Annotated in this window: 19 protein-coding genes; 4 read left to right on the top strand and 15 right to left on the bottom strand. The window is 63.1% G+C overall.

What is annotated here, in order from left to right; genetic code table 11:
• Positions 1–64 precede the first annotated feature (64 nt).
• The 3 genes from RA19_RS14540 to RA19_RS14550 are packed head-to-tail and all read left to right on the top strand — an operon-like array spanning position 65 to position 4,835.
• Entirely contained in the window at positions 65–1,345 is a 1,281-nt protein-coding gene (locus tag RA19_RS14540) for a TolC family protein (protein WP_039163831.1), read from the top strand.
• Positions 1,342–3,660: an ATP-binding cassette domain-containing protein gene (locus RA19_RS14545; protein ID WP_039163832.1), complete on the top strand. Its 2,319-nt coding sequence runs from the start codon at positions 1,342–1,344 to the stop codon at positions 3,658–3,660. The genes RA19_RS14540 and RA19_RS14545 overlap by 4 nt, the downstream gene beginning before the upstream one ends.
• Positions 3,657–4,835 carry an HlyD family type I secretion periplasmic adaptor subunit gene (locus RA19_RS14550; protein WP_039163835.1) on the top strand — a complete coding sequence of 393 codons (1,179 nt, stop codon included), beginning with the start codon at positions 3,657–3,659 and terminating at the stop codon, positions 4,833–4,835. Before RA19_RS14545 ends, RA19_RS14550 begins: the two co-directional genes overlap by 4 nt.
• A 64-nt stretch (positions 4,836–4,899) precedes the next feature.
• On the opposite strand, the gene RA19_RS14555 is transcribed toward RA19_RS14550, so the two are convergent.
• Positions 4,900–5,613 carry a trypsin-like serine peptidase gene (locus RA19_RS14555; RefSeq protein WP_082020541.1) on the bottom strand — a complete coding sequence of 238 codons (714 nt, stop codon included), beginning with the start codon at positions 5,611–5,613 and terminating at the stop codon, positions 4,900–4,902.
• 582 nt (positions 5,614–6,195) lie between these two features.
• On the opposite strand from RA19_RS14555, the gene RA19_RS14565 reads away from it, so the two are divergent.
• Positions 6,196–8,571: a methyl-accepting chemotaxis protein gene (locus RA19_RS14565; protein ID WP_082020542.1), complete on the top strand. Its 2,376-nt coding sequence runs from the start codon at positions 6,196–6,198 to the stop codon at positions 8,569–8,571.
• 234 nt (positions 8,572–8,805) lie between these two features.
• Here RA19_RS14565 and RA19_RS14570 read toward each other — a convergent pair whose 3' ends face one another.
• The 14 genes from RA19_RS14570 to RA19_RS14635 form a co-directional block, all read right to left on the bottom strand.
• A complete protein-coding gene (locus tag RA19_RS14570; protein ID WP_039163839.1) occupies positions 8,806–9,558 on the bottom strand; it encodes an SDR family NAD(P)-dependent oxidoreductase in 753 nt (250 codons plus the stop codon).
• Complete coding sequence (locus RA19_RS14575) at positions 9,555–10,472, bottom strand: LysR substrate-binding domain-containing protein (protein ID WP_039163840.1); 918 nt, start codon at positions 10,470–10,472, stop codon at positions 9,555–9,557. Before RA19_RS14575 ends, RA19_RS14570 begins: the two co-directional genes overlap by 4 nt.
• Before the next feature lie 19 nt (positions 10,473–10,491).
• Positions 10,492–11,694: an NAD(P)/FAD-dependent oxidoreductase gene (locus tag RA19_RS14580; RefSeq protein WP_039163841.1), complete on the bottom strand. Its 1,203-nt coding sequence runs from the start codon at positions 11,692–11,694 to the stop codon at positions 10,492–10,494.
• Positions 11,694–12,506, bottom strand: coding sequence for an NAD-dependent epimerase/dehydratase family protein (locus RA19_RS14585; protein ID WP_039163842.1), 813 nt, complete (start codon positions 12,504–12,506; stop codon positions 11,694–11,696). The genes RA19_RS14580 and RA19_RS14585 overlap by 1 nt, the downstream gene beginning before the upstream one ends.
• An 11-nt stretch (positions 12,507–12,517) precedes the next feature.
• The gene (locus tag RA19_RS14590; protein WP_039163843.1) at positions 12,518–13,720 is read right to left on the bottom strand and encodes a pyridoxal phosphate-dependent aminotransferase; all 1,203 of its coding nucleotides are present in this window, start codon (positions 13,718–13,720) and stop codon (positions 12,518–12,520) included.
• A complete protein-coding gene (locus tag RA19_RS14595; protein ID WP_039163845.1) occupies positions 13,717–15,333 on the bottom strand; it encodes a hydantoinase B/oxoprolinase family protein in 1,617 nt (538 codons plus the stop codon). The genes RA19_RS14590 and RA19_RS14595 overlap by 4 nt, the downstream gene beginning before the upstream one ends.
• A 3-nt stretch (positions 15,334–15,336) precedes the next feature.
• Positions 15,337–17,424 (bottom strand): hydantoinase/oxoprolinase family protein, encoded by a 2,088-nt coding sequence (locus tag RA19_RS14600; RefSeq protein WP_039163847.1) that lies wholly within the window; start codon positions 17,422–17,424, stop codon positions 15,337–15,339.
• Positions 17,424–19,091: a thiamine pyrophosphate-binding protein gene (locus tag RA19_RS14605; protein ID WP_039163854.1), complete on the bottom strand. Its 1,668-nt coding sequence runs from the start codon at positions 19,089–19,091 to the stop codon at positions 17,424–17,426. Before RA19_RS14605 ends, RA19_RS14600 begins: the two co-directional genes overlap by 1 nt.
• Before the next feature lie 108 nt (positions 19,092–19,199).
• A complete protein-coding gene (locus tag RA19_RS14610) occupies positions 19,200–19,931 on the bottom strand; it encodes an aspartate/glutamate racemase family protein (RefSeq protein WP_039163855.1) in 732 nt (243 codons plus the stop codon).
• A gap of 10 nt (positions 19,932–19,941) precedes the next feature.
• Positions 19,942–20,691 carry an SDR family NAD(P)-dependent oxidoreductase gene (locus RA19_RS14615; RefSeq protein ID WP_039163856.1) on the bottom strand — a complete coding sequence of 250 codons (750 nt, stop codon included), beginning with the start codon at positions 20,689–20,691 and terminating at the stop codon, positions 19,942–19,944.
• Position 20,692: 1 nt separating this feature from the next.
• Positions 20,693–21,430: an SDR family oxidoreductase gene (locus RA19_RS14620; protein ID WP_039163858.1), complete on the bottom strand. Its 738-nt coding sequence runs from the start codon at positions 21,428–21,430 to the stop codon at positions 20,693–20,695.
• A complete protein-coding gene (locus RA19_RS14625) occupies positions 21,427–22,092 on the bottom strand; it encodes an amino acid ABC transporter permease (RefSeq protein WP_039163860.1) in 666 nt (221 codons plus the stop codon). Before RA19_RS14625 ends, RA19_RS14620 begins: the two co-directional genes overlap by 4 nt.
• Before the next feature lie 10 nt (positions 22,093–22,102).
• Positions 22,103–22,774 carry an amino acid ABC transporter permease gene (locus tag RA19_RS14630; RefSeq protein ID WP_039163862.1) on the bottom strand — a complete coding sequence of 224 codons (672 nt, stop codon included), beginning with the start codon at positions 22,772–22,774 and terminating at the stop codon, positions 22,103–22,105.
• Between the two features lie 4 nt (positions 22,775–22,778).
• Positions 22,779–23,534, bottom strand: coding sequence for an amino acid ABC transporter ATP-binding protein (locus RA19_RS14635; protein ID WP_039163865.1), 756 nt, complete (start codon positions 23,532–23,534; stop codon positions 22,779–22,781).
• Positions 23,535–23,546: the final 12 nt, after the last annotated feature.

Raw genomic sequence — 23,546 nt, forward strand, 5'->3', positions numbered from 1 at the left:
CGGCGGCTTCTGACTGGCGGGCCCAAGACTTTGAAAAGCCTTGAACAAAAGGGCAAAGGGCAGGATGCAACCGGGACGCTTTCTTTGCGCCATCGCAGTGATGTGCAGCCTGTCGGCCTGCGCCCAGGCACCGCTGCCCGGCGGTGCCGATGATGCCCCGCGCAGCAATTTCACCCAAACCGGCGAAAACACGTCAGAGGTCATCCAGGACCTGATGGAGCGCCGTTCGCTGCTCGCCCCCGGCAGTGCCTATGGCGAAGTGGCCGAGGCCGCCATTGCCGCATCGGCCCGCGCCGCTGAAGCCGAGCTGATTGGCGCCAAGCTGCGCGCCGAGGCAGCGTCCAAGAACTGGCTTCCGACTTTGGGGCCTTCGGTCAGCCTGACCGATCTGGGCGATGTGGTTGCCGGGCTGCTGATCGAGCAGGTTCTGTTTGATAACGGCCGCCGCAAGGCGGAGCGGGAATTCGCTGCCGCGGATGTCGAGGTTGCGGCTGTCAACCTCTCGCAGGACATGAACACCCGGGTGGAATCTGCGGTTGGCCTTTATGCAGCAGCGCTCCGCGGCGACGAACAGGCTGCCTATGGAAACCGTGCGCTTCACCGGATGCAGGAATTCCGCCGCATCGTGCAGGGCCGTGTCGATGGCGGGGTGTCCGACCGCGCCGACCTCAATGTGGTGGACAGCAAGATCAGCGGCATCCGCACATCCACCGCAACCGCCCAGGATGCGGCCGCTACCGCCCGCGCCGAGCTGCAGGCAATGACCGGCCGGGCCTTTCCGCAGAAACCCTCGCATCTGGACATCGGCACCCCGCCGGAACAGGTGCAGTTTCTGTCCGTGCTCAAGGCCGGTGCCGAAGCCAACCGCACTATCGCGCAGGCCAAGTCCGGCCGTGCCGGGCTGCTGCCGCAGCTTTCGGCGGCCCACAACCTGACCACAGACGGTTCCGGTTCCGGCTTGACGCTGAATACCGGCCAGCCGCTGGGGCTCGGCACGCCTGCCGCCATTCAAGCGCTGGAGGCCTCCAAGGAGGCTGCCACCCGCCAGGTCGGCGAGGCTGAGGAAGCCGCGCGGCGCACCTACAGCCGTCAGGTGCAGCAGATCGCCTCCTACCGGCGCCAGGAGGGTGAAACCGCAGCCCTGGTGAACCGCAGCCGCGAGACTTACCGATTGTTCCAGAAACAGTTTGAGGCCGGGCAGCGGCCGGTGATGGAAGTGATCCAGGTCTACGAGGAGCTGGTGCGCCGCGAGCAGGCCTATATCGACGCGAAATACGAGGTGGTGCTGATCCAGCTGCAGCTGGCGCGCGACCTGGGGCTTCTGGCCGATGGGGACAAGATTTGACCGACACGACCCAACCCCCGCCCCGCTCAAAGCCCGCCTCCGGCAAGAAACCGGTGCTGCGGGCTGTGCCCGTTTCCAGCACCCCCGGCGCCCTGCCAGAGGTGAAACCAGCGGCCAACACCCCCTCCCCTGCTCCGCGGCCGGAACCCGAGGCCGCGGCAAAGCCGAAACAGCAGGAGCCGCAGCCCGAAGTCGGCTCGCTGCTGGAGGGCGCTGCCGCGCGGATCCAGCACCGCGCCAGCCTGATTGCCACCTTGGCCGCCCTGAAGGGCAGCGAAGTGCCGGTCAGCGACATTGCCGCCTTCCTGTGGAGCGAAACCCCGGGTGACCTGTCGCTGCATTCCCTGGCCAAAGCGGTGCATACCGCCGGGCTGCAGCCGAAGATCCTCGAAAAGCAAACACTGAACCCGGCCCTGTGGCCGGCTTTGGCGGTCATGTCCGGCGGCCAATGCGTGCTGGTTCTGAGCCAGACCGAGGACGTGCTGACCATTTACGACACCTCCTGTGCAGATAACCGCACCGAGGTTCCCGTTGGCGAGTTCGCCCCCTACTTCACCGGCACCGTGCTGTCGGCCCGCCCGTCGCTCAAGCAGATGGCGGCCAAGCACACACCGCAGATCGATCCGGGCCACTGGTTCTGGAGCGAGTTTCCCAAGTACCGCCGCCAAGTTGGCGAGATCATGCTGGGCTCGCTGGTGGCCAATATCCTTGCAGTCTCGGTGGCGCTGTTCTCCCTGCAGGTCTACGACCGGGTGGTGCCGCACCAATCTCATGCGACGCTGTGGGTGCTGGCCGTCGGCGCCTTCCTGGCAATTGCGCTGGAGGCGATGCTGAAGCTGGCCCGTGCGCGCCTCACTGATGCTTCCGGACGCCAGATCGAACTCTCGGTTCAGCACAATCTGATGCGCCGCCTGATCGGCATGCGTTCGGACAAGAAACCTTTGCCGCCCTCGGGCCTGTTTGCTGCCATGCGGGATTTCAGCTCGGTGCGGGAGTTCTTTACCTCCTCAACTATTTCCACGCTCGCGGATATTCCCTTTATCGCCGTCTTCCTGCTGCTGGTCGCCTCGATTGCTGGGCCAGTGGTCTGGGTGATTGTGGCCGGCGGCATCCTGATGCTGCTGCCTGCATACTTCATGCAGAAGAAGATGATCGCTCTGACCCGGCAGACGCAGGGCGCGAATGCCAAGGCCGGCCGTCTGCTGCATGAGGTGGTAACCGAGCTCGACACTGTGAAAACCCAGCGCGGCGAGGAACGGGTACTGCGGCTGTGGGACGAGCTGAACACGCTGTCCTCACACTCCGCGACCGAGCAGCGCAAACTGTCCAGCGCCCTCACCTACTGGTCGCAGGGCGTGCAGCAGGCGACCTATATCACTGCCGTTGTGCTGGGCACGCTGCTGGTGTTTGCCGGCGAGTTCACGGTCGGCACCATCATCGCCACCGGCATTCTGACCAGCCGGACGCTCGCACCGCTGACCCAGTTTGCCGCGACCCTGGCACGCTGGAGCAACGTCAAGGCGGCACTCGAGGGGCTGGACGCCATCGCGCAGGCGCCGCAGGAGAAGGAACAGGAACGCACCTACCTGCGCCGCCAGAAGCTGGAAGGCCGGTTTGAGCTGCGCGAGATCATGTTCCGCTATGACGATGACGCCGCCCCGACCGTGGATGTGCAGGGCGTGGCCATCACTCCAGGCCAGAAGGTTGCCGTGCTGGGCGTCAACGGCTCTGGCAAGTCCACTTTGCTGAAACTTCTGTCGGGCCTCTACGCGCCGGACCGCGGCCGCATCATGCTGGACGGTACCGATATGGCCCAGATCGATCCGCGCGATCTGCGCGCGGGCATCGGCTACCTCAGCCAGGACGTACGGCTGTTTGCCGGCTCCTTGCGCGACAACCTGAACCTAAACCAGCTGGAGCGCGACGACGAACGGCTGATGGAGGCGCTGGAATTCGCTGGCCTCGGCGCCCATGTGCGCAGCCACCACAAGGGGCTGGACCTGGAGATCAGCGATGGCGGCCACGGGCTGTCGATCGGCCAGCGCCAGTCGATCGGCTGGGCGCGGCTGTGGCTGCAGAACCCCTCGGTCGTGCTGCTGGACGAGCCCACCGCCGCCTTGGACCAGACCCTGGAACGCACCCTGGTCAGCCGCCTGGAAAGCTGGCTTGAGGGCCGCACCGCTGTGATCGCCACCCACCGGATGCCGATCCTGTCGCTGACCAACCGCACCCTGATCCTGCAGTCGGGCCGGATGGTGGTTGACGGGCCGCGTGACCAGGTTCTGGCGCATCTGGCAGCAGGAGACGGCAAATGACCATGGCCTTGCATGACCCCTACGGCACCGCCGAAACACCGCGCAGCGCCAGCCGCATCATCTACCTGGCGCTGGCGGCGGTGCTGACCTTCCTGATCTGGGCGGCCTTTGCATCCATCGACGAAATTGTGCGCGGCGAGGGACAGGTGGTTTCCTCCTCCCGCGCCCAGATCGTGCAGAACCTTGAGGGTGGCATTCTGGCCGAGCTGCACGTGCGCCAGGGCGATGTAGTGAGCGCGGGCCAGGTGCTGGCCAAGCTGCAGGATACCAAGTTCCGCACCGCCGCGGATGAGCTGCAGAACCAGATCGACGCGCTGGAGATCAAGCGCCACCGGCTGGAAGCGCAGATGAAGGGCGCCTTTGAATTCGCCGTGCCGGAGATGCTGGCGCAGCGCTCTCCCGGCATCCTGGCCTCCGAGCGCGGACTGCTCACTGCCCGGCAGACCGACTTTACCAGCCGCCGCGACAGCGCCCGCCAGATCCTCGACCAGCTGAACGGCGAGCTGGCCAACATGGAACGGCTCTACAAGCAGAAGATCGTGGCGCTGATCGAGGTGAACAAGGCCCGCAAGGCCGCCACCGATGCCCGCGCCAAATACAACGAGATCGGCACCCAGGCCGAACTGGAACAGGCCGAAGAATATTCCCAGACCCTGCGCGAGCTGACCACTTTGCGCCAGGAGCAGCGGCTGGCGGTGGACCAGCTGAACCGCACCATCATTACCTCCCCCATGGCCGGCATCGTCAACAGCCTGGCCGTCACCACCATCGGCGGCGTGATCCGGCCCGGCGAGGAGATCCTGGAGATCATCCCGCTGGGCGAGGAGCTGTTTGTTGAAGCGCAGGTGAAGCCTGAGGACATTGCCAGCGTCCAGCCCGGCCAGGACGCCACGATCAAGCTCTCCGCCTATGATTACACCATCTATGGCTCCCTGCGCGGCAAGGTGGATTTCGTCTCCGCTGACACCTTTGAAGACGAACGAAACCCGCGCGCCGAACCCTATTACCGGGTGACGGTGCGGGTGGACAAATCCGGGTTCACCGAACGCCAGCAGTCAATTGAAATCCGCCCGGGCATGCGCGCAACCGCAGAATTGCAAACCGGTGCAAAAACCGTTCTGCAATATCTGCTTAAGCCCTTGTACAAATCCCGCGAGGCGCTGCGCGAGCCGTAGTCCCCAAAGGGACCCGCTGCCGGTCAGCAGCAGGCGAAGCGCCGGCCGGCAGCACGCTGCAAGGCTAGCCTGCCCGGCGCAACAGATCACGCAGCGAAGCGTCCAGGGCCGTTCCGATCGATACCCGCCGGTTGCCCATTGCAGCCTTGGCCGAGATCACCGACACCAGCCGCGGCGGCAAGCCCGGGCGCATCTCCAGAACCGGCGAGCCCGAAGCTCCGAATTCCACCAGACAGGACATCACCACGGTCCGGCTCTGCCGCGCTAGAACGCTGCAAGAGTCTTTCAAGCGCTGCCGGGTGGCATGGCGCCGGGTGTAGGACAGAACGCCCAGGACATCGCCGCGCTCGGCACCGTTCGACATGGTTAAGGGCTTAATCCGGCTTGGACTGATCGGCCGGTCCAACTTCAGTACGGCAAGATCACTGCCGACCTGATGCGTGCCGGCCGGGCGGTACCGGTACTGCGGGTGCATCACCGCCTTCACCACTTGCCGCAAGGCAACTGCCTGCCGCCCCGACAACCCGGCTTCGAACCAGATCGTGGCCGGATCAACCCGCGCCCCGGTCCGGGGATCAAACAGGCAATGCGCAGCCGTCAGCACCAAATCCGGTGCCACTAGCGCACCGGTACACATGTTCTTGTTAGAGATGTTCAGCCGCCCGACGGCCTCCCACCCCTTTATTGATTTGACGCCTGACCGCGCATCATCCGCGGCCGCGCCTATCGGCATGCCCCATGCAAGGCACGCCGCAATCGCAGCAATAAGAAGTCTCATTACCCACTCCAGCTTCCCACAAAAGCATCGTTATTCAGGCGTGCGGCTGGAATGAGGCCCAATATTGCCAGGCAGAGACGAATCTATGGACAGAATGTGGCAGCGTTAACAATTCTCTAACCCCCCGGTTATTGATGCTTAACCATGGCAAAAAAAGCCCTCGCATTGCCAGAGAAACCGGAACGGTCGCGGGCATTTTCTGGAAAATCACCTAAAATCAGGCAGATTTTGCGGAAGCCCCGGCGCAGAAGCCGGTTGGTCCGGCAACCGCAGCACCGATTCGCCCCCTCTCCCAGGCCCGGAAACGGCAGCTTGGACCGCCGGATGCCCTGCCAGGCCAATGCCGCCGGGGGCCTTTTGCCCGTGCCTAAATGGTTAAGAAGAAGGCACCCGTACGGGCGGCGGCTGCACGCACCTGCCGGCACTTTGGGCGCGGCGGCAAAGAAACAATCAAAAATCTATCGAAAAAGCGCAGGCGTGTTAACCGATCAAAAATCCATCTGACGTTGTATCGGGCAGGACGTGCACCCACGGATACCCCGTTGGCGCGGCCCGCCGGAGGCCATTCCGCAGGAGGTTAAGTTGACGCTTTTCAAATCTCTGAAGCTCGCCCAGAAGCTGCCGCTGCTGATTGTCAGCACTGCGCTTGTCATGACCGTCATTCTGATTGCGGTCAGCACGAATTACTTCCGGCGCGGTGTACTGCACGATGCTGAAGTCTTTATGCAATCGCTCGTGCGCGACCGGGAGCTGGCATTGCAGTCCTATCTCGAAGGCATTGATGCTGCGATTTTGACCATTGCCTCGGTACCCTCGACAGCCAAAGCCATGAAGGACCTTGGTGTAACATGGCAAACCCGAAGCGGAGCGGGCCAGTCCGAAGTGCAGAACCTGTCGATGTTCGCCTCCGCGGCCTCGCCCTATGACATTCACTTTGACCGCAACCACCCGGCTTTCCAGAAGATCATGGAACGGATGGGGTTCTATGATGTTTTCCTGATCAACCCTGACGGCGACGTGATTTTCTCTGTCACCAAAGAAGCGGACTATGCCACCAATATGGTCTCCGGCCCGTTCCGCGAGACCGGACTGGCCAAGGCCTTTCGGCTGGCGGCGGCCGGCGAGGCCGGACGTGTCTATTTTTCAGACATAGAAACCTACGGACCCAGCGCTGATGCGCCCGCCGCTTTTGCCGCGACACGCATCATTGACGAAAAGGGGCAGTACGCCGGGGTTTTCGCCCTTCAAATTGCCATTGATGAGATCGCGAGGATCACCACTAACTTCGAAGGCGATCTCTCCACGCTCGACGTTTACCTGATCGGCGAGGACTATAAGGCGCGCACGCCATCGCGGCTGGAAGACGGGCACGGTGTGCTCGAAGAACTGCCTCATCTTCCCTACATCGAGACTGCATTCTCCGCACCAGCACAGGACGCAGGCTCCGCCCGCCACGGAGATCATGCAGAGATATTCCACCCGGCTGTAGAAAAGGCAGATGGCCGGACCGTGGCGGCGGTCACCGGACCGGTCAGCTTCCGCGGCATCAGTTGGGCAGTGGTTGCAGAGCTGGACCGCGAGGAAATCCTGGCTCCAGCGGTCCGCCAGCGCCAGATCATGCTGCTGGTCTCCTTGTCCTGCGCAGCTCTGGTCTCTTTCCTAGGCTGGTTGTTTGCCCGTTCTGTCACCAGGCCGATTGACCGCATCTGCGCCAATATGGAGGCTGTCTCCTCCGGCGACTTGAACGTCCATATCGACGCCGCGTCCAGGCGCGATGAAATCGGCAAAATCGGCAAAACCCTGGTCTCGATGCAGGCCGATCTGAAGCAGGCACGGCTGGCAGAAGAGCGCAGGGACGAGCTGCAACGGCAGCAGCAGTTCGTCGTTGAAAGCCTGAGCGCCGGCCTGGTGCGGCTGTCGGCCGGGGACTTTTCCCAGCCGATCACAGAGGCGTTCCCCAAAGACCATGAACAGCTCCGGCACGATTACAACCTGACCCTGGAGACCTTGAACGAAACCGTGCAGCAAGTGGTGGAGGCCGCAGCAAGCATTCGCAATGGCGCGGCCGAGATCAGCCAGGCTTCGGACGATCTCTCGCACCGGACCGAAAGCCAGGCGGCCACTCTGGAACAGACCGCCGCAGCACTGGATGAGCTGACTGCTTCGGTTACCGAGGCTGCTGAAGGCGCCCGCAGCGTCGAGGCCACCATGGAAGAAGCCCGTACCGAGGCCCAGTCCAGCGACGTAGTGGTGCAAAGCGCGGTCTCGGCGATGACCGAGATCGAGCAGAGCTCGAACCATATCAGCCAGATCATCAGCGTGATCGACGACATCGCCTTCCAGACCAACCTGCTGGCGCTCAATGCCGGCGTCGAGGCGGCGCGGGCGGGCGAAGCCGGCAAGGGCTTTGCAGTGGTCGCCAGCGAAGTGCGCGCTTTGGCACAGCGCTCCTCCGATGCGGCGATGGAGATCAAGACGCTGATCGGCGACAGCTCCAAGCAGGTGGAGCGCGGCGTCGATCTGGTCGGCAAGGCCGGCGGCGCGCTGCAGAGCATCGTCGAGCAGGTCACCCATATTTCGCAGCTGGTCTCCGGCATCGCCGAAGGCGCTGCGCGGCAGTCGACCGGATTGAACGAGATAAATTCCGGTGTCACTCAGCTGGACCAGGTCACGCAGCAGAATGCGGCCATGGTCGAGCAGGCCACCGCTGCGGGGCATATGCTGAACTCCGACGCGGGAAAGCTGGCGGAACTGGTTTCGCATTTCACGATCCAGACGCAGTCAGATGCCGCAAAAGGCTCGGAAACCGCGCGGGAGACTGCTGGAAAGCACAGCCCAGCAGACAGTTCGCCCGGAGGCCAGGGGCCCGGAACCTGGGAGAACCCGGCTGATGAACCTTCAGATCACCCGCCCGCGGCCACGGGTACCGAAGGCGTGGTCAAATGGGAGGATTTCTGAGCTGGTCGCGCAGTGGAGCTTGGCACAAGCAAGCTTGTTGGCAGCCGGGACCAGTCCCACCCGGATCGGCGGTCTGTCTGCCACGTGCCCGCCGCGGTTTTCTAAACAGTAAGGCCGCTCGTTGGCGCCCTGCGCGCCCAGGTGTGCCGCTGCCCCGCCAGCTGCACCAAACGCCATTTCCCTTTCACCCAGGGCCGGCGGCAAGTGGGCCGCACTGTGCAATGGCAGGCCGGTTCAGATCAACCCGCCGTTCACATGGATGATCTGCCCCGTAATGTAGGCTGCATCCGGGCCTAATAGGAACGCAATGGTGCCGGCAACGTCTTCCGGTAATCCTAGGCGGGACAAGGGTATGCGGGTCTCAATCTGCTGCAAGGCAGCGTCATCAATCCCGTCAGCCGTGCCCGCATCCTTGCGGATATAGCCGGGAACCACGCAGTTGACCGTGATACCGTCCTTGGCCAGCGCCAGCGACAGGCTGCGCACTGCGGTTTCCACGGCACCCTTGGACGCGGCGGAAGCGGGGAATTGCGGCATGTCGGTACGGAAGACATGCGCAGTGAAACTGCTGACACCGACAATCCTGCCCTGGCCGGACTCCGACAGCAGCGGCTGGCCGGCCTGAGCAAGCTCAAAGAAGCTTTGACTGTTACCTTGAAAGGCATAGGCAATGTCTGCAGGCGTCATATCCTCCAGCGGAATCAAAAGCGGAAAGCCCGCATTGGCGACCAGCGCATCCAGCACGCCAAACCGCTCCTGATGAGCTTTCACCGCTGCTCTGCCCGCTCCGGCTTCCGCGAGGTCTCCGAGGACGGTTCCAACCTCCGCCCCCTTGGCGCGGGCCTGCTCCGCCACCGCCTGCAGCCGGTCCGCTGAGCGGCGGGTGTGCAGTGTCAGCCGCGCGCCGGGCTGTGCCAGCCGCAAAGCCAGCGCCGCTCCGATACCCGAAGCAGCACCGGTCACCAAGGCAGCTGTTCCATCACTCATGCGGGTGTCTCCTCCCAGTCCTGATCAGTGACCCAGTCACAAAAATTGCCGACCCCGGTGACCCGCCGGTGCGCCCGCGGCAGCACCAGATAAAAGCCGGGGATCTGCTCCGGCGGCATTGCCAGCAAAGTCTCCATTCCCAGCGGCGCCACAAGGTCGCCGGCCCGGATATCCCGATCGGCATCGGCGCGCGAGATCAGACCGACGCCCATGCCCGACAGCGTCGCCCGGCGCATGGTGGCAGCATCGTGAAAGGCGATTTCCGAGGCGTCTTCGGCGGCTTCCACCCCAAAGAACCGCAGAATGTCCTGCCACAGGGAATTCTGCAGCACCGGATGCAGCAGGGTCTCGTTCAACAGGTCTGCCGGTGCCTTGATCCGCGCCGCGACCTCCTGAGTGCAGCAGATCACCTTGTGATCCTTGAGCAGAAGCGTGGTGTCCAGATCACCCCAGCCGCCATAGCCCCATTGCACCGCAACATCGATGTCGTCGCGGGTGAAGTCGGGCGTGTCGACCATTGTTGTCATCCGCAAGTCGCTTTGCGGCACGAATTCGCGGAACATCTCCAGCCGCGGCAACAGATAGCGGGTGGCGAAATAGGGCGAGACGTTGAGGGTGATCCGGTCCTTGTACTTGCGGTTGGTGACCCGGCGCACGCCTTCGGCCAACTCCTCGAACCCGGCCTCGACATAGCGGGCCAGCAGGACCGCCGCCTCGGTCGGCTCAATCGAGCGGCCGCGGCGTTCGAACAGAGTGACCTGCAGCGTGTCCTCTAACAGCTTGATCTGCTGACTGACCGCCTGCGGCGTCACCAGCAACTCATCTGCAGCACTGCGGATCGAGCTGTGGCGCGCCGCTGCATGGAAGGCCTTGAGGGCATTCAGCGGCGGCAGTTTTAGGCGGCTTTGGTTCATGGCACTCTGCGTAAGCGGATCAGATCACTGCTTTTTCCAGGAAAGGTTCGTTACGGACAACCCGATCATAGCCGATTTCGCTGAGGTCGAGTGCACGGAATGCGCCATAGGTGATCCATTCCGCAACCCCGCGCCCCACCGCCGGGGACTGTTGCAGGCCATGGCCGGAGAAGCCGTTGGCAAAGATGAAGTTCCGCACTTCGTTATGGGGCCCGGCGATCACGTTGTGATCCAGCGTGTTGAAGGCATAGTGTCCGGCCCAGAAGTTCACCAGCTTGATCGCCTCAAACGCGGGCGAGCGCTCGGCCAGATCCATCCAGATGCGTTCGAATTCCTCGTGCCGCGGCTCGAAATCATCCCAGTCCACGGCCGGGTCTTCAGAGGGTACGGTGCCGGAGAGGAAATACTTGCCTTCAGGGCGGCAGAAACTGCCGGAGGGGTCGATCATCAGCGGCAGGCACCCGTAGTTCACGGTAGCGGTGCCTTCGGGGGTCTTGGCGCAGTCAAAGACAAACAGCGAGCGTTTGCGCGGCTCGACTGGGATTTCCAGACCGGCCATAGCAGCGGTCTGCGCCGCGCGGGGGCCGGAAGCATTGACCAGCGTGCCGCAGGCAATGGACTGCCCGGACTTCAGGGTAACGCCGGTGATCCGGTCGCCTTCGCGGGCGATATTTACCACTTCGTCAATCAGGTAGTCGGCGCCTTGCGCCCGGGCCTTTTTACGGAAGCCGTTCATCAGGCCGGTGTTGGAGAACCAGCCCTCGCCCGACTGGCCGTAGCTTGCCAGTTGCAGGTCATCCACACGCAAGTGCGGGAAAGCCTCTCTGATCTGTTCCGGCTGCCACAGCACAACATCGGCGCCAAGCGACTTTTGCACCTCGTGATTCTCCCGCAGGATCTGCACCTGCTCGTCCGTCGAGGCCAGGAACAAATAACCGCCCTCGTGAAAGCCCAGATCCGGCTTGTCGCCGTCCACTGCCATGGTTTCGGCAAACTCGCGGATGAACTTGGTGCCGAACTGGCCGATTTTCACATTCACCGGATTGGAGAACTGATTGCGGATCGAGGACGAACTGAGCGAGGTCGAGGCCTGGGCAAATGTCGGATCGCGCTCGATGATCAGCACCGAGCCGTCGAAATCCGGATTTGCGGTCAGGAAATAGGCCACCGCCGAGCCGATCACCGCGCCGCCGACGATCACCACATCGTAAGTGTCACGCATCACTGGACCTCGTCTTCCGGGTGGCCCAGTTCGCAGAACCAGCCGCCAATATATTTGACACCGGGCGCGTTCGGGCCGGGAGTTTCCGTCTTGGCTTCCATTGCCTCGCGGAAAGGCTCGGCGCTGTCCTGGGGGTGGTAGCCAAGGTGGCCCGCCTTGCTGTCGTCCACTACTTTCAGGCGGTTGTCCGAGATACCGTGGCCGATGGTGTGGCCCAGCCGCGGTGCGGTCAGGCCACGTTCGACGTATTGCACGCAGTCGCGGAACGACAGCCAGCTCCACAGCATCCGCCGGTCGGCGGGCTCCGGGAAAGAGGAGAAGATGCGCAGGCACAGGCTTTCGATGCCAAACTTGTCCCAGTAGAGGCGGCTTAGGCTTTCGACAAAATTTTTGGACACACCATAGAGGCTGTCCGGGCGCACCGGGCTATCGGCGTCGATATGCGCCTCCAATTCGTGATAACCGATAGCGTGCACCGACGATGCATAGATCACCCGCTTGGCGCCGTGTTTCCTTGCGCCTTCATAGATGTGGTAAGAGCCGCGGATGTTGCTGTCGAGGATGGTTTCAAACTCCACCTCCAGCGGTGCGCCGCCGAAATGCACGATGGCGTCGACATCTTGGGTGAGCGCCATGACAGCCTCGTAATCGCCAAGCTCGCAGACGACGGCTTCTTCGTGCGGCTGCACATCCGCCATCTCCACTCGGTCGGAGATGCGCACATGCTCGGCCAAATGCGCCAGGCCTTTGCGCAGCTCGGAGCCCAAACGGCCTGCGGCGCCGGTGATCAGGATACGGTTGAATGGCTTCATGAAATCACTCCTTAGGCCAGCCTGGCCACCGCATCAGCAATGCGGTTGATGGCGGCAGACAAAACATCGCCGGACGTTGCGGTGGACAGGCGGAAGAACGGCGATAGCCCATAAGCGCTGCCAGGCACCGCGGCCACGCGGGCTTCGTCCAACAGGTATCGGGTGACCTGGGTGTCATCCTCCAAGACGACGCCGTAGGGCGTGGTTTTCCCCATGATCCCAGTGCAGTCGATGTAGGCGTAGAAAGCACCCTGCGGGGCATCCAGCTCCAGCCCTTCGATAGAATTGATGCCCTCCACCACGAGGTCCCGGCGGCGTTCAAAGGCCTCGCGGAAACGCGCCACTTCACCCTGCGGCCCGGTCAGAGCGGCGACTGTGGCGGCCTGGGCAATGGAGCAGGCATTGGTGGTGGATTGGCTCTGCACCGTGGTCATGCCTCTGATCAGCCCGGCAGGCCCCGCGCCGTAGCCGATGCGCCAGCCGGTCATTGCATAGGCCTTGGAGACGCCGTTGACGATCAGAGTGCGGTCGCGCAGGCCGGGGCAGGCCTTGCCGAACGAGTTGAACTGCAGCCCGTCGAACAGGATGTGCTCGTAGATTTCATCCGACAGGATCAGCAGGTTCGGGTGATCGGCCAGCACCGCGCCAAGCGCCTGCAGCTCACCCTCGGAATAGACCGCGCCGGAGGGGTTGCCAGGCATGTTGAGGATCAGCCATTTCGACCTGGGCGTGATCGCGGCTTGCAGTGCCCCGGGCGTCAATTTGAACCGATCGGCGCGGGTACATTCGACCACAACGGGCTTACCGCCCAGCATCAGCGCCATATCCGGGTAGGACACGAAATACGGCGCCGCCAGGATCACCTCGTCGCCCTCCTCCAGCGTCGCCATCAGAGCGTTGAAGATGATCTGCTTGGCGCCGTTGGCGACAACAATCTCGTCCGCCATGAAGTCCAACCCATTCTCGCGGTGGAACTTTTCGATCACCGCCTGTTTGGTGGCAGGGGCACCGCCGGTGGCGGTGTAGCGGGTGTTGCCCTCCGTCGCGGCAGTATGGGCCGCTGCAATGATGTGGTCCGGGGTGCTGAAGTCCGGCTCGCCGAGACCGAGATCAGCAACCTCCACCCCTTGCGCCGCCAGTGCCTTGGCCGCCTGGCTGACCGCCATCGAGGGCGAGGGTTTCACTACAGACATACGTTTTGCCAGCATGGTCATTTGTCTTCCGTCACATATCCGGCCAGCAAGTCCGCGGCGCGGTCTTCGCCGCTGCGCTCCTCAGCAGGGCCAAAGCCGCCGCCGCCGGGGGCTTTCAAAATCAGTCGTTTACCTGCGGGCACATGCTGCCAACCCTTGGGGCGCAGCTGGGTGCCGTCATCCAAGGCCACCACACCGGGCGCGCCTTCGCCGCCGCCGTCGCGGCCTCGGGCCGGGTGGTTCACCCGGTCGAACATTGCAGAAAAGTCGAACTCGTGGCCTTCGGCAGGTGCGATTTCGATCACTTGCCCCAGGCCGCCGCGCAGGCGGCCCTCGCCGCCGCTGTCAGGGCGCAGTTCCTTGCGCCAGACCACGATCGGGCCGGTGTGCTCGGTTGCCTCAATCGGCATGGTATGAACACCCGACGGGAAGGCGGTGGCCGACAGCCCGTCCAAACCCGGCCGTGCGCCAGTGCCGCCGGAGTTGAACATCAGCACCTCGGCGCGGCGCCCCTCCTGCCCCGCCGCAGGGCGGGCAGAGATATGGATGTTCCACAGTGCTGCCGCGCCCTCGGCCATGATCTGGCCCGGCAGGGCCTTGGCCAAGGCACCCAGCACCAGGTCAGGCACCATATGGCCCATCACGTGCCGCAAGCTGACCGGCGCCGGGCGTTCGGCGTTCAGGATGTTCACCGGCGAGGAGACCGTGAACGGCTCCAGCGAAGCGGAGTTGTTCGGGATTTCCGGCGCCACTACGCATTTCACAGCGTAACAGGCATAGGCTTTGGAATAGATCAGCGGGCAATTGATGCCCCATTTGCTGATGCCATCGGTGCCGGTGAAATCGACATTCACTTCGCCATCCTTGACCGAGAGCGTTGTGGCCAGCTTCACCGGCTCGTCATAGCCGTCGACGGTCATGTCGTTCTGCCAGCTGCCCTTAGGCAAGCCCGCTATACGCTCCAAAGTGGCCGCGCGGGAGCGGGAGAAGATGAAATCCCCGAGATCACCCAGGCTGTCCATACCGGTTTCAGCCATCATGTCGATCAGACGGCGGTGGCCGACCTCGTTGCAGGCCGCCAGCGAGTAGAAATCCCCCACCACCTGGTTCGGCTCGCGCACGTTGTTGCGCAGGATATTAATCAGGTCCCGGTTCACCTTGCCGCGATCGGCGAACTTCATGATCGGGATCAGGATGCCTTCTTCGTAGACCGATTTGCCGTCGGCCCCGAACCCGCGCCCGCCGACGTCCACCACATGGGCGGTGCAGGCAAAAAAGGCCACCAGCTTGCCGTCCTTGAAGGAGGGCGCGACCATGGTGATGTCGTGCAGGTGGCCGGTGCCCTTCCACGGGTCATTGGTCACATAGCAGTCGCCTTCAAACATCTCCTCGCGCGGGATTTCCGCCAGGAAATGCAGCACTGCTTCGGCCATGGTGTTGACGTGGCCCGGCGTGCCGGTGACCGCCTGCGCCAGCATCAGCCCTTCGGGGTTGAAGACGCCGGCCGACAAGTCGCCCGCCTCGCGGACCGAGGTGGAGAAGGCCGTGCGTAAGAGGGTCAGCGCCTGTTCCTCGACCACCGAGATCAACCGGTTCCACATCACCTGCATGCGGATTTCTGAGGTGCCTGCCATGGCTTAACTCTCCTTCCGGGTCAAAAGGATGGTGCCGTCACCCTGCATCACCGCATCAAAGGGCGCAGTGACGACAGTCGAGGTTTCGCGCTCCACAATCACCGCCGGGCCAGTCACGCGCTCACCCGCGGAGAGCATGCTGCGTTCAACAATGCGGCTGTCCAGCATGCCGTCCGAACTGGGATCAAACACCGCGCGGGTGCTGCCACCATCTGTCGTTTGACCACCGTTCAGCAGATCCTGCGGCGTCGGCGCCGGGCGCTCGTCGCTGGCTTTCATCGACCAGGTCACGATCTCGATCTCCAGCCCGCCCAGCCCGTCAATCGCGCGGCCAAAGAAACGGGCATAGTTCTCGCGGAAGCGGTCACGGATCAGCTCTGCATCTTCACCCGTCAGCACCCGGTCGGGGATTGCCACCGGAATCTCCCAGCCCTGGCCCTGGTAGCGCATGAAGGCAATGATCTCGCGTTTGATCACCCCATCAGTGCCCGCGCGTACAAAGCCTTCGGCGGTTTCGCGCAGTTCAGCCAGCATGGTGTTCACCGCTTCGACGTCAAATTCCGACAGGCGTACTAGGCGGGAGGCCAGAGCTTCATACCCAAACGGCGCCTTGAGGAAACCGATGGCGGATCCCACCCCTGCCCCAGGCGGAATCAAGCATTGGGAAACACCCAGCTTCTCGCACAGGCGCGCGGCGTGCAGCGGGGCAGCACCGCCAAAGGCGATCATCACATTGTCCGAGATGTTCTTGCCATTCTCCACCGCATGCACACGGGCAGCGTTGGCCATGTTCTCGTCCACCACCTCGCAGATGCCAAAGGCTGCTTCGAGCGGGTCCAGCGACAGCTTGTCACCGACGTCCTTAGCGATGGCCGTGGCCGAGGCGTCTTTACTGAGCTTGATAGCACCGCCTGCGAAATTGTCCGGGTCGATCTTGCCCAGCAATACATCCGCATCGGTAATCGCAGGCCGCTCGCCGCCGCGCTGGTAACAGGCGGGTCCGGGCTCGGACGCGGCGCTTTCCGGCCCCGTCTGAATGCGGCCCATGGCGTCGACCCAGGCGATGGAGCCGCCGCCTGCCCCGATCTCGATCATCTCGATCACCGGGATCGAAATCGGCATGCCCGACCCCTTGCAGAAGCGGTAGGTGCGGGCGACTTCAAAGGTGCGGGCGGTCTGCGGCTCGTAATCCTCGATCAGACAAATCTTGGCGGTAGTCCCGCCCATGTCATAGCTGACTACCTTTTCCAGACCGAAGCGCGCCGCCACATCGGCAGCAAAGATTGCCCCGCCTGCAGGGCCGGACTCCACCAGCCGCACCGGGAACTCGATGGCGGTCTCCACCGAGATCAGCCCGCCGCCGGAGTGGATCATGAACACCGGGCAGCCCGCGCCCTGCTCTTTCAGGCGGGATTGCAGGCGGGTCAGGTAGTCCTCCATCTGCGGCCGCACATAGGCATTGGCGCAGACGGTATTGAAGCGCTCGAACTCGCGCATCTGCGGGCTGACCTCGGCGCTGATCGAGATCGGAATGCCGGGCAGTTTGGCTGCCAGGATATCGCGGGCCCGTGCTTCATGGGCGGGGTTCTGGTAGGAATGGATGAAACCGATGGCGACCGCTCCGAACCCGCCCTCGCGGATTTCCCCGGCCAGCTCCTCCAGCCGGGCCTCGTCCAGCGCTTGCAGCTCATTACCCTGCGCGTCGATCCGGCCTTTCACCGGGAAGCGGTCCTGCCGCGGGATCAGGGGCGCGGGCAGCTTCAGGTTCAGATCGTATTGCTCGAACCGGTTCTCGGTCCGCATCTCGATCACGTCGCGGAAACCCTCGGTGGTGACCAGCGCGGTCTTGGCACCGCGCCGCTCGATCAGGGCGTTGGTGGCCAGGGTGGTACCGTGGATGATGATATCCAGATCACCAAACCCGATCCCCGCCTGTTCGGTAACGATGGCGATCCCGTCCAGAATGGCCTGCTCAGGCGCGGTGTAGTTGGTCAGCACCTTGGCCGAGAAGATCTCGCCGCGCATGTCCAGCGCGATGTCGGTGAAAGTGCCGCCGATATCGGCGCCAAGGCGGATGTCCTGAGTGCGCATCACTGGCCTCCTTTTGCGGCCGCGCGCATCTGGCTGAGGGTCTGGCGCGGGGTCAGCGCTTCGGATGAGATCACCAGTTCCAGCACCGCGCCGGTGTCCGACGCCATCGCGCGCTCAAAGGCGGCGGCAAAGTCTTCAGTCTGCTCCACCAATTCGGCGTGGTAGCCATAGGATTTGGCCAGCATCACGAAATCCGGGTTCTCCAGCGAGGTGCCGGACACGCGGTCGGGATAGGTGCGTTCCTGGTGCATACGGATGGTGCCGTAGACGCCATTGTTCAGGATCAGCACGATCGGCTGCGCGCCTGCTTGCATAGCGGTGCCCAGCTCCTGGCAATTCATCTGGAAATCGCCATCGCCGGCGAAGCAGACCACTGTGCGATCCGGGCAGGCGACCTTGGCCGCCACGGCCGCGGGCAAGCCATAGCCCATGGCACCGGACTGCGGCGCCAGCAGGCGCTGACCGGGGCCAAACTTGAAGAACTTGTTGGGCCAGACAGTGAAATTTCCCGCGCCGTTGGTCAGCACGGCGTCTTCCGGCAAGCGCTCGCGCAGGTAGTCGGTGACCTTGCCCATGTCGACAGGGCTGGGCAGATCCGGCAGTCCAAACGACGCCTCATAATCAGCCCGCGCCTTGGCCCGCCAATCGGCCCAGGGACCGGAGACGCTTTGCCCATCTAAGGCGGCCGCAAAGGCATTGGGGCCTGCGTGGATCGCCAGATCGGGCTGATAGACCTTGCCCAATTCGCGGTCGGAGGCATGGACGTGGATCAGCTTCTGCGCGGGGCACGGAACATTCAGCAGAGTGTAGCCATCGGTGGTCATCTCGCCAAACCGCACGTTGATGGCCAGGATGACGTCGGCATCTTTGATCAGCGCCTTGGTAGCCGGGGTCATGCCAACGCCAGCATCGCCTGCATAAGTGGCGCTGTGGTTGTCATAGAGATCCTGGAAGCGGAACGCCGCCAGCACCGGGATATCCGAGGCTTCGGCGAACCCTTGCAGCGATTGGCTGCCGTCAGCGGTCCATCCGCCACCGCCCATCAGGATCAGCGGGCGCTCGGCTGCGGCCAGCGTATCGAGGACCGCCCCCGCAGCGGCGGGCGCAGGGGCGGCCTCCTGCACGGATACGGGGCCGGTGAGAGCGGGAACGGCCGTGGTATCGGTTAGCATGTCTTCAGGCAAAGCAACAACAACAGGACCAGGACGGCCGGAGACGGCGGTTGTCCAGGCGCGCATCATGATCTCGGGGATGCGCTCCACATCGTCAATCTCAGTGGCCCATTTGGCTACGGTACCGAAAGCGGCGCGGTAGTCGACTTCCTGAAACGCCTCGCGGCCTTTCATATCGGTGCCGACCTGACCCACGAACAGGATCATCGGCGCGCTGTCCTGCATCGCTGTATGCACCCCGATTGAAGCATTGGTGGCACCTGGCCCGCGGGTCACAAAACAGATGCCGGGGCTGCCGGTCAGCTTGCCATAGGCCGCCGCCATGAAAGAGGCGCCGCCCTCGTTGCGGCAGAGGGTGAAATCCAGCTCGCCGCGGGTGTCGTGCAGTGCATCCAGCACCGCCAGATAGCTCTCGCCCGGGACGCCAAAGCTTTGGGTCGCGCCCAAGGCCTTCAAGCAGTCTACCAGCAGCCGGCCGCCGTTTCTCTGTTGCATGTTCGGACCTGTCAGAATGTCGGTTTCTAGGGTGAGGCTAGCCGCCGCGGGGGCATGTGTCGGTGCAGAAAATCTTGCTAAGCTCAAGAAATTCTGCACCCCGCCGGATCAGATCAAGCCATAGTAGGGTCTGCGCGCAAGAGTTTCGTGCACATAGTTGATCATGGTGATGAAATCGAAGACCGGCAGGCCGGTGGCCGCCTGCACCGCATGGGCATAGGGCGGCAGGTCCGAGCATTCGAGCAGGATCGCGCCCAGGTCGTCATGTTCGGCCTGCAGCTGCTGCGCCACCTCAACCACGCCGTTACGGATGCCGTCGTCATCCAGCTCGCCGATGTTGGCGATGATGCCTTGCATGAAGGCCTCCTCGGTCTCCATGCCGCCGATCGCCAAAGGGATGTCCTCGGAGATGCCGGTGCCGGAGAAATGCGCAGGCTTCAGGCAGGTGCTGTCAGCAGTGATGATGCCAACTCGCTTGCCAGTAATCTGATGCACAAAAGGCACCTGCAGCAGGCTGGACGCAAAGACCGGGATGTCCACGGCTGCCGCGATCTCTTTCTGGAACAAGGCCATGAAGCCGCAGGCGCCAGTGATCGCCCTCACACCCTCGTCCTGCAGCTTGCGGGCGGCGGCGATGAAGGGGTCGATCAGGGTGGGGTCGGCTTCATAAAGCAGCCGGTCGGCGGTGGCGCCTTCGACCACCGCGTAGCGCACCGGGAAGTCATAGGTGGTGGCGTTGGCGACGTTGCCCGGCAGGAAGGGGTAATAGCAGTCGAGCACCAGGATACCGATGGTCTCACCGGCCCAGCTTTGGCTTTTCAACCGTGATTTGTAGATCATCAGCCGTCCCTTATGCGTAAATATAGCCGCCGGAGACGATGATATTCTCGCCGGTCATGTAGGTGTTCCTGGGGCCGCCTGCCATCATCACCCATTCCGCCATCTCGCGCGGCTTGCCGCCGCGGCCGAGGGGGCTGGCGGCAGCAAGTTCACCAAGGAAACCGGCCTCGCGCGCCTTCTCCGTCGCCATGCCTGCAGGCGCGACCGAGTTCACCAGGATGTTGTCGGGCGCGACCTCATGGGCAAAGCTTTTGGTGAGGCTGACCACCGCAGCCTTGGTGGCGGCGTAATGTGCGTTTTGCGGATGCGCCTTGAAGGCATCGACCGAGGTGATGTTGACGATCCTCCCCTTGACCACACCGCCGGTTTCCTGCGCCCGGAACTGTTTGATGGCGGCGACGCACATGTGGAAGGTGCCCTTGATGTTCACCGCGTTGGAGGTGTCCCAGTCGGCGTCGGTGATCTCAAGCATCGGTTTGCGCGGGTAGATAGCGGCGGAGTTGATCACCGTATCGACCCGGCCCAAGCTTTCGGCGACTTGGGCGAAGGCTGTATGAGCCGCCTCTGAGGTGCGGATGTCGCAAGCGGCAAAGGCTGTTTTCAGACCTGCCGCCTTGGCCGATGCCAGTGCGGCCTCAGCTGCCTCGGCGTTGATGTCGATGATACCCAGGCCAGCCGCGCCGCCCTCAACCGCCATTTCCGCCAGCAGCAGGCCCAGCCCGGCGCCGCCGCCGACGATCACAACAGACAATCCGTCCATTTCAGTCTTCCTTTTTGGCAAAGCCCCCGCCGCCGACAAACTGGGCGGTGGGCAGAATATCAAAGCGGGTCACGTCCACATGGGCAGGCATCTGCAGCACAGACAGCAGCATCGCGGCCACGTCTTCGGGCTGCACCGCGTCAAATGCCTGGTACATGCCCGCCCGTGCCTGATCGCTCAGCACATCGCGGTAGAGGGCGGTTTCGACCCGGCCCGCGACAATCTCACTCACCCGCACGTTCGAACCGGACAGATCGCAGCGCAAGGCGGCGGCAAAGCTGGAGATCGCCGCCTTGGAAGCGCCATAGACCGCCATATTGGGAAACGGCGCCTGGCCGGCAGTGGAGCCGGTAAAGAACAGGTGCCCGCGTTTGCGCGCCATCATCCCCGGCAGCACCAGCCGGGTGACGGCGATGGCGGCGCTCAGGTTCACTTCCAGCGTCGCGTCAATGTCGGACTGCGCCATATCGGCGAACCCCGCAACCGGAGGAATGATGCCTGCATTGTTGACCAGCACATCAATCTCTTCGCCGTCCAGCACGGTGGCCAGCGCCTCGCGGTCGGTCAAGTCCAGCGCCAATGGGCGCACGCCTGCGGTGCTTTGCATCTTTTCCAGCGTGGCGGCGCTGCGGCCCAAGGCAATGACCTCATAGCCTGCACCAGCCAGGGAAAATGTAATCGCCTTGCCAATGCCGCTGGTGGCACCGGTGACAAGGGCAAGGGGTTTCTTCTGTGTCATGCTTTCACAACCTTCAGCAGGCGGCCCTCGACCAGGCTGACGGCGCGGGTCAGCGGGAAGCCGATGGCGAAATAGATCAGCGCAATCGCGGTCAGGATTTCAATGGGCCGAGCGACGTTATTGGCAATATTCTGGCCGACATACATCAGGTCCGCCATGCCCACCGCCGACACCAGCGCGCTTTCCTTGAACAGGGACACCACGTTTGACAGCAGGTTCGGGATCGCCCGCAGCATAGCTTGCGGCAGGATCACAAACACCGTTTGCACGCCCTGCGGCAGGCCAAGTGCTATGCAGGCATCGAATTGGCTGGCATCGATGGATTTGAGCGCCGCCCGGAAGCTCTCGGAGGTGATCGCGCCGCTGTAGAGCGACAGGGCAATCACCGCCGAGATGAAGCCGCTGAGCTCAACGCCGAGGAACAGCGGCAGGCAGAAGAAGATCCAGAACAGCTGCACCAGTACGGGCGTGCCGCGGAAGAACTCCACGTAGAGAGTGGCGAGCCAGTAGAGCCCCTTGTTTGACGAGGTGCGCCCCAGGCTGAGAACAAAGCCCCAGACCAGCCCCAGCACCACGGCAATGCCGACAAATTGCAAGGTGGTCAGCAACCCGCGCCAAAGGACGCCGGAGTATTCCGCCAGAAAGGAAAAATCGAAGTCCATCAGAGCCTCCTCAGTTCGCCAGCAGGCGCTTGGTGCGCCGCTCGATCAGGGTGACGGCCTGCGACACCGGGAAGGACACCGCGAAATAGATCAGCGCCACGGTGGTGAGGGTCTCGATCGGGCGGAAAGTCTGGGTCGAGATGTAGCGGCCCTGGTACATCAGATCCTCGACCGAAATCAGCGCCACCAGCGCCGACTGCTGAAAGATGCCGATGCCATTGGTGATCAAGACCGGCAGCGACAGGATCAGCGCTTGCGGCAGGATCACATGGATGATCCGCTGGAACACATTCAGCCCCAGGGCTGTGCTGGCGTCGGTATGTGCGTGCGGGATCGCCTGGATCGCAGCGCGGTAGGCTTCGGCGTTGAAGGCCGCCAGATTCAGCCCCAGCGCCAAGATGCCCATGAATTCGGCACTCCACCACACATTGAACAGAATCGGGATGCAGAAAAAGAACCAGACCAGCTGGATCAGCGCCGGGGTGCAGCGGAAGAACTCGATATAGGCGGTCAGCGGCCATACGATGGCTTTGATTTTCGAGAGCATGCCGATGGCAACGAGGAAGCCCAGAACAAGCCCGATCACATTGGCCCAGAGCGTCAGTTCCAGTGTCAGCCACAGGCCTTCGATCAGCTGCGGGAAACCCTTCTTCACATAGAACCAGTCAAATTCGTAGTTCATCCCCTCACCCCTCGATATGCAGCACGTTGCGCAGGAAATCCCGGGTGCGCTCCTGCTGGGGGTTGCCGAAAAGGTCGTCCGGCGCGGCGGCCTCAATCACTTTGCCGCGCTCCTGGAACACCACTTTGGTGGCGATGCTGCGGGCAAAATGCATGTCGTGGGTGACAATCATCATCGGCATGCCACCCTCGGCCAGCTCCATCATGGTGTTCTCCACCTCGACCACCAGTTCCGGGTCCAGCGCCGAGGTCACCTCGTCAAACAGCATCAGTTTGGGGTCCAGCATCAGGGCACGGGCAATGGCGACCCGCTGCTTCTGGCCGCCGGAGAGCTGGCTGGGGTAGAAATTGGCCCGCTCCGCCAGACCGAAACGTTCCAGCAGGCCCATCGCCTTGTCCCGCGCTTCGGATTTCTTCACACCGCGCGACCGCACCGGCGCCAGGCAGAGGTTTCCAAGCACCGACAGATGCGGGAACAGCGTGTAGTGCTGGAACACCATCCCCACTTCCTTCTGCACCCGCCTGTCCAGCGTCATCCGGCCGTCTGTGGCACCTTGGATGTAGTCATCTCCGCCCAGACGGATGGTTCCGCCCGCGATATCCTCCAGCCCCATCATGCAGCGCAGAAGCGTGGACTTGCCGCAGCCGGAGGGGCCGATCAGCACCAGCCGGTCGGCGTTTTCCATATGCAGGTCAAAGCCTTCAAAGATCGAAAGCGATCCATAGCGTTTGACCAGCCCGTCAATCTCCACAAAGGCCATGCTGCCCTCCCC

The sequence above is a fragment of the Leisingera sp. ANG-M1 genome (assembly GCF_000813745.1).
Classification (GTDB): Bacteria; Pseudomonadota; Alphaproteobacteria; order Rhodobacterales; family Rhodobacteraceae; genus Leisingera.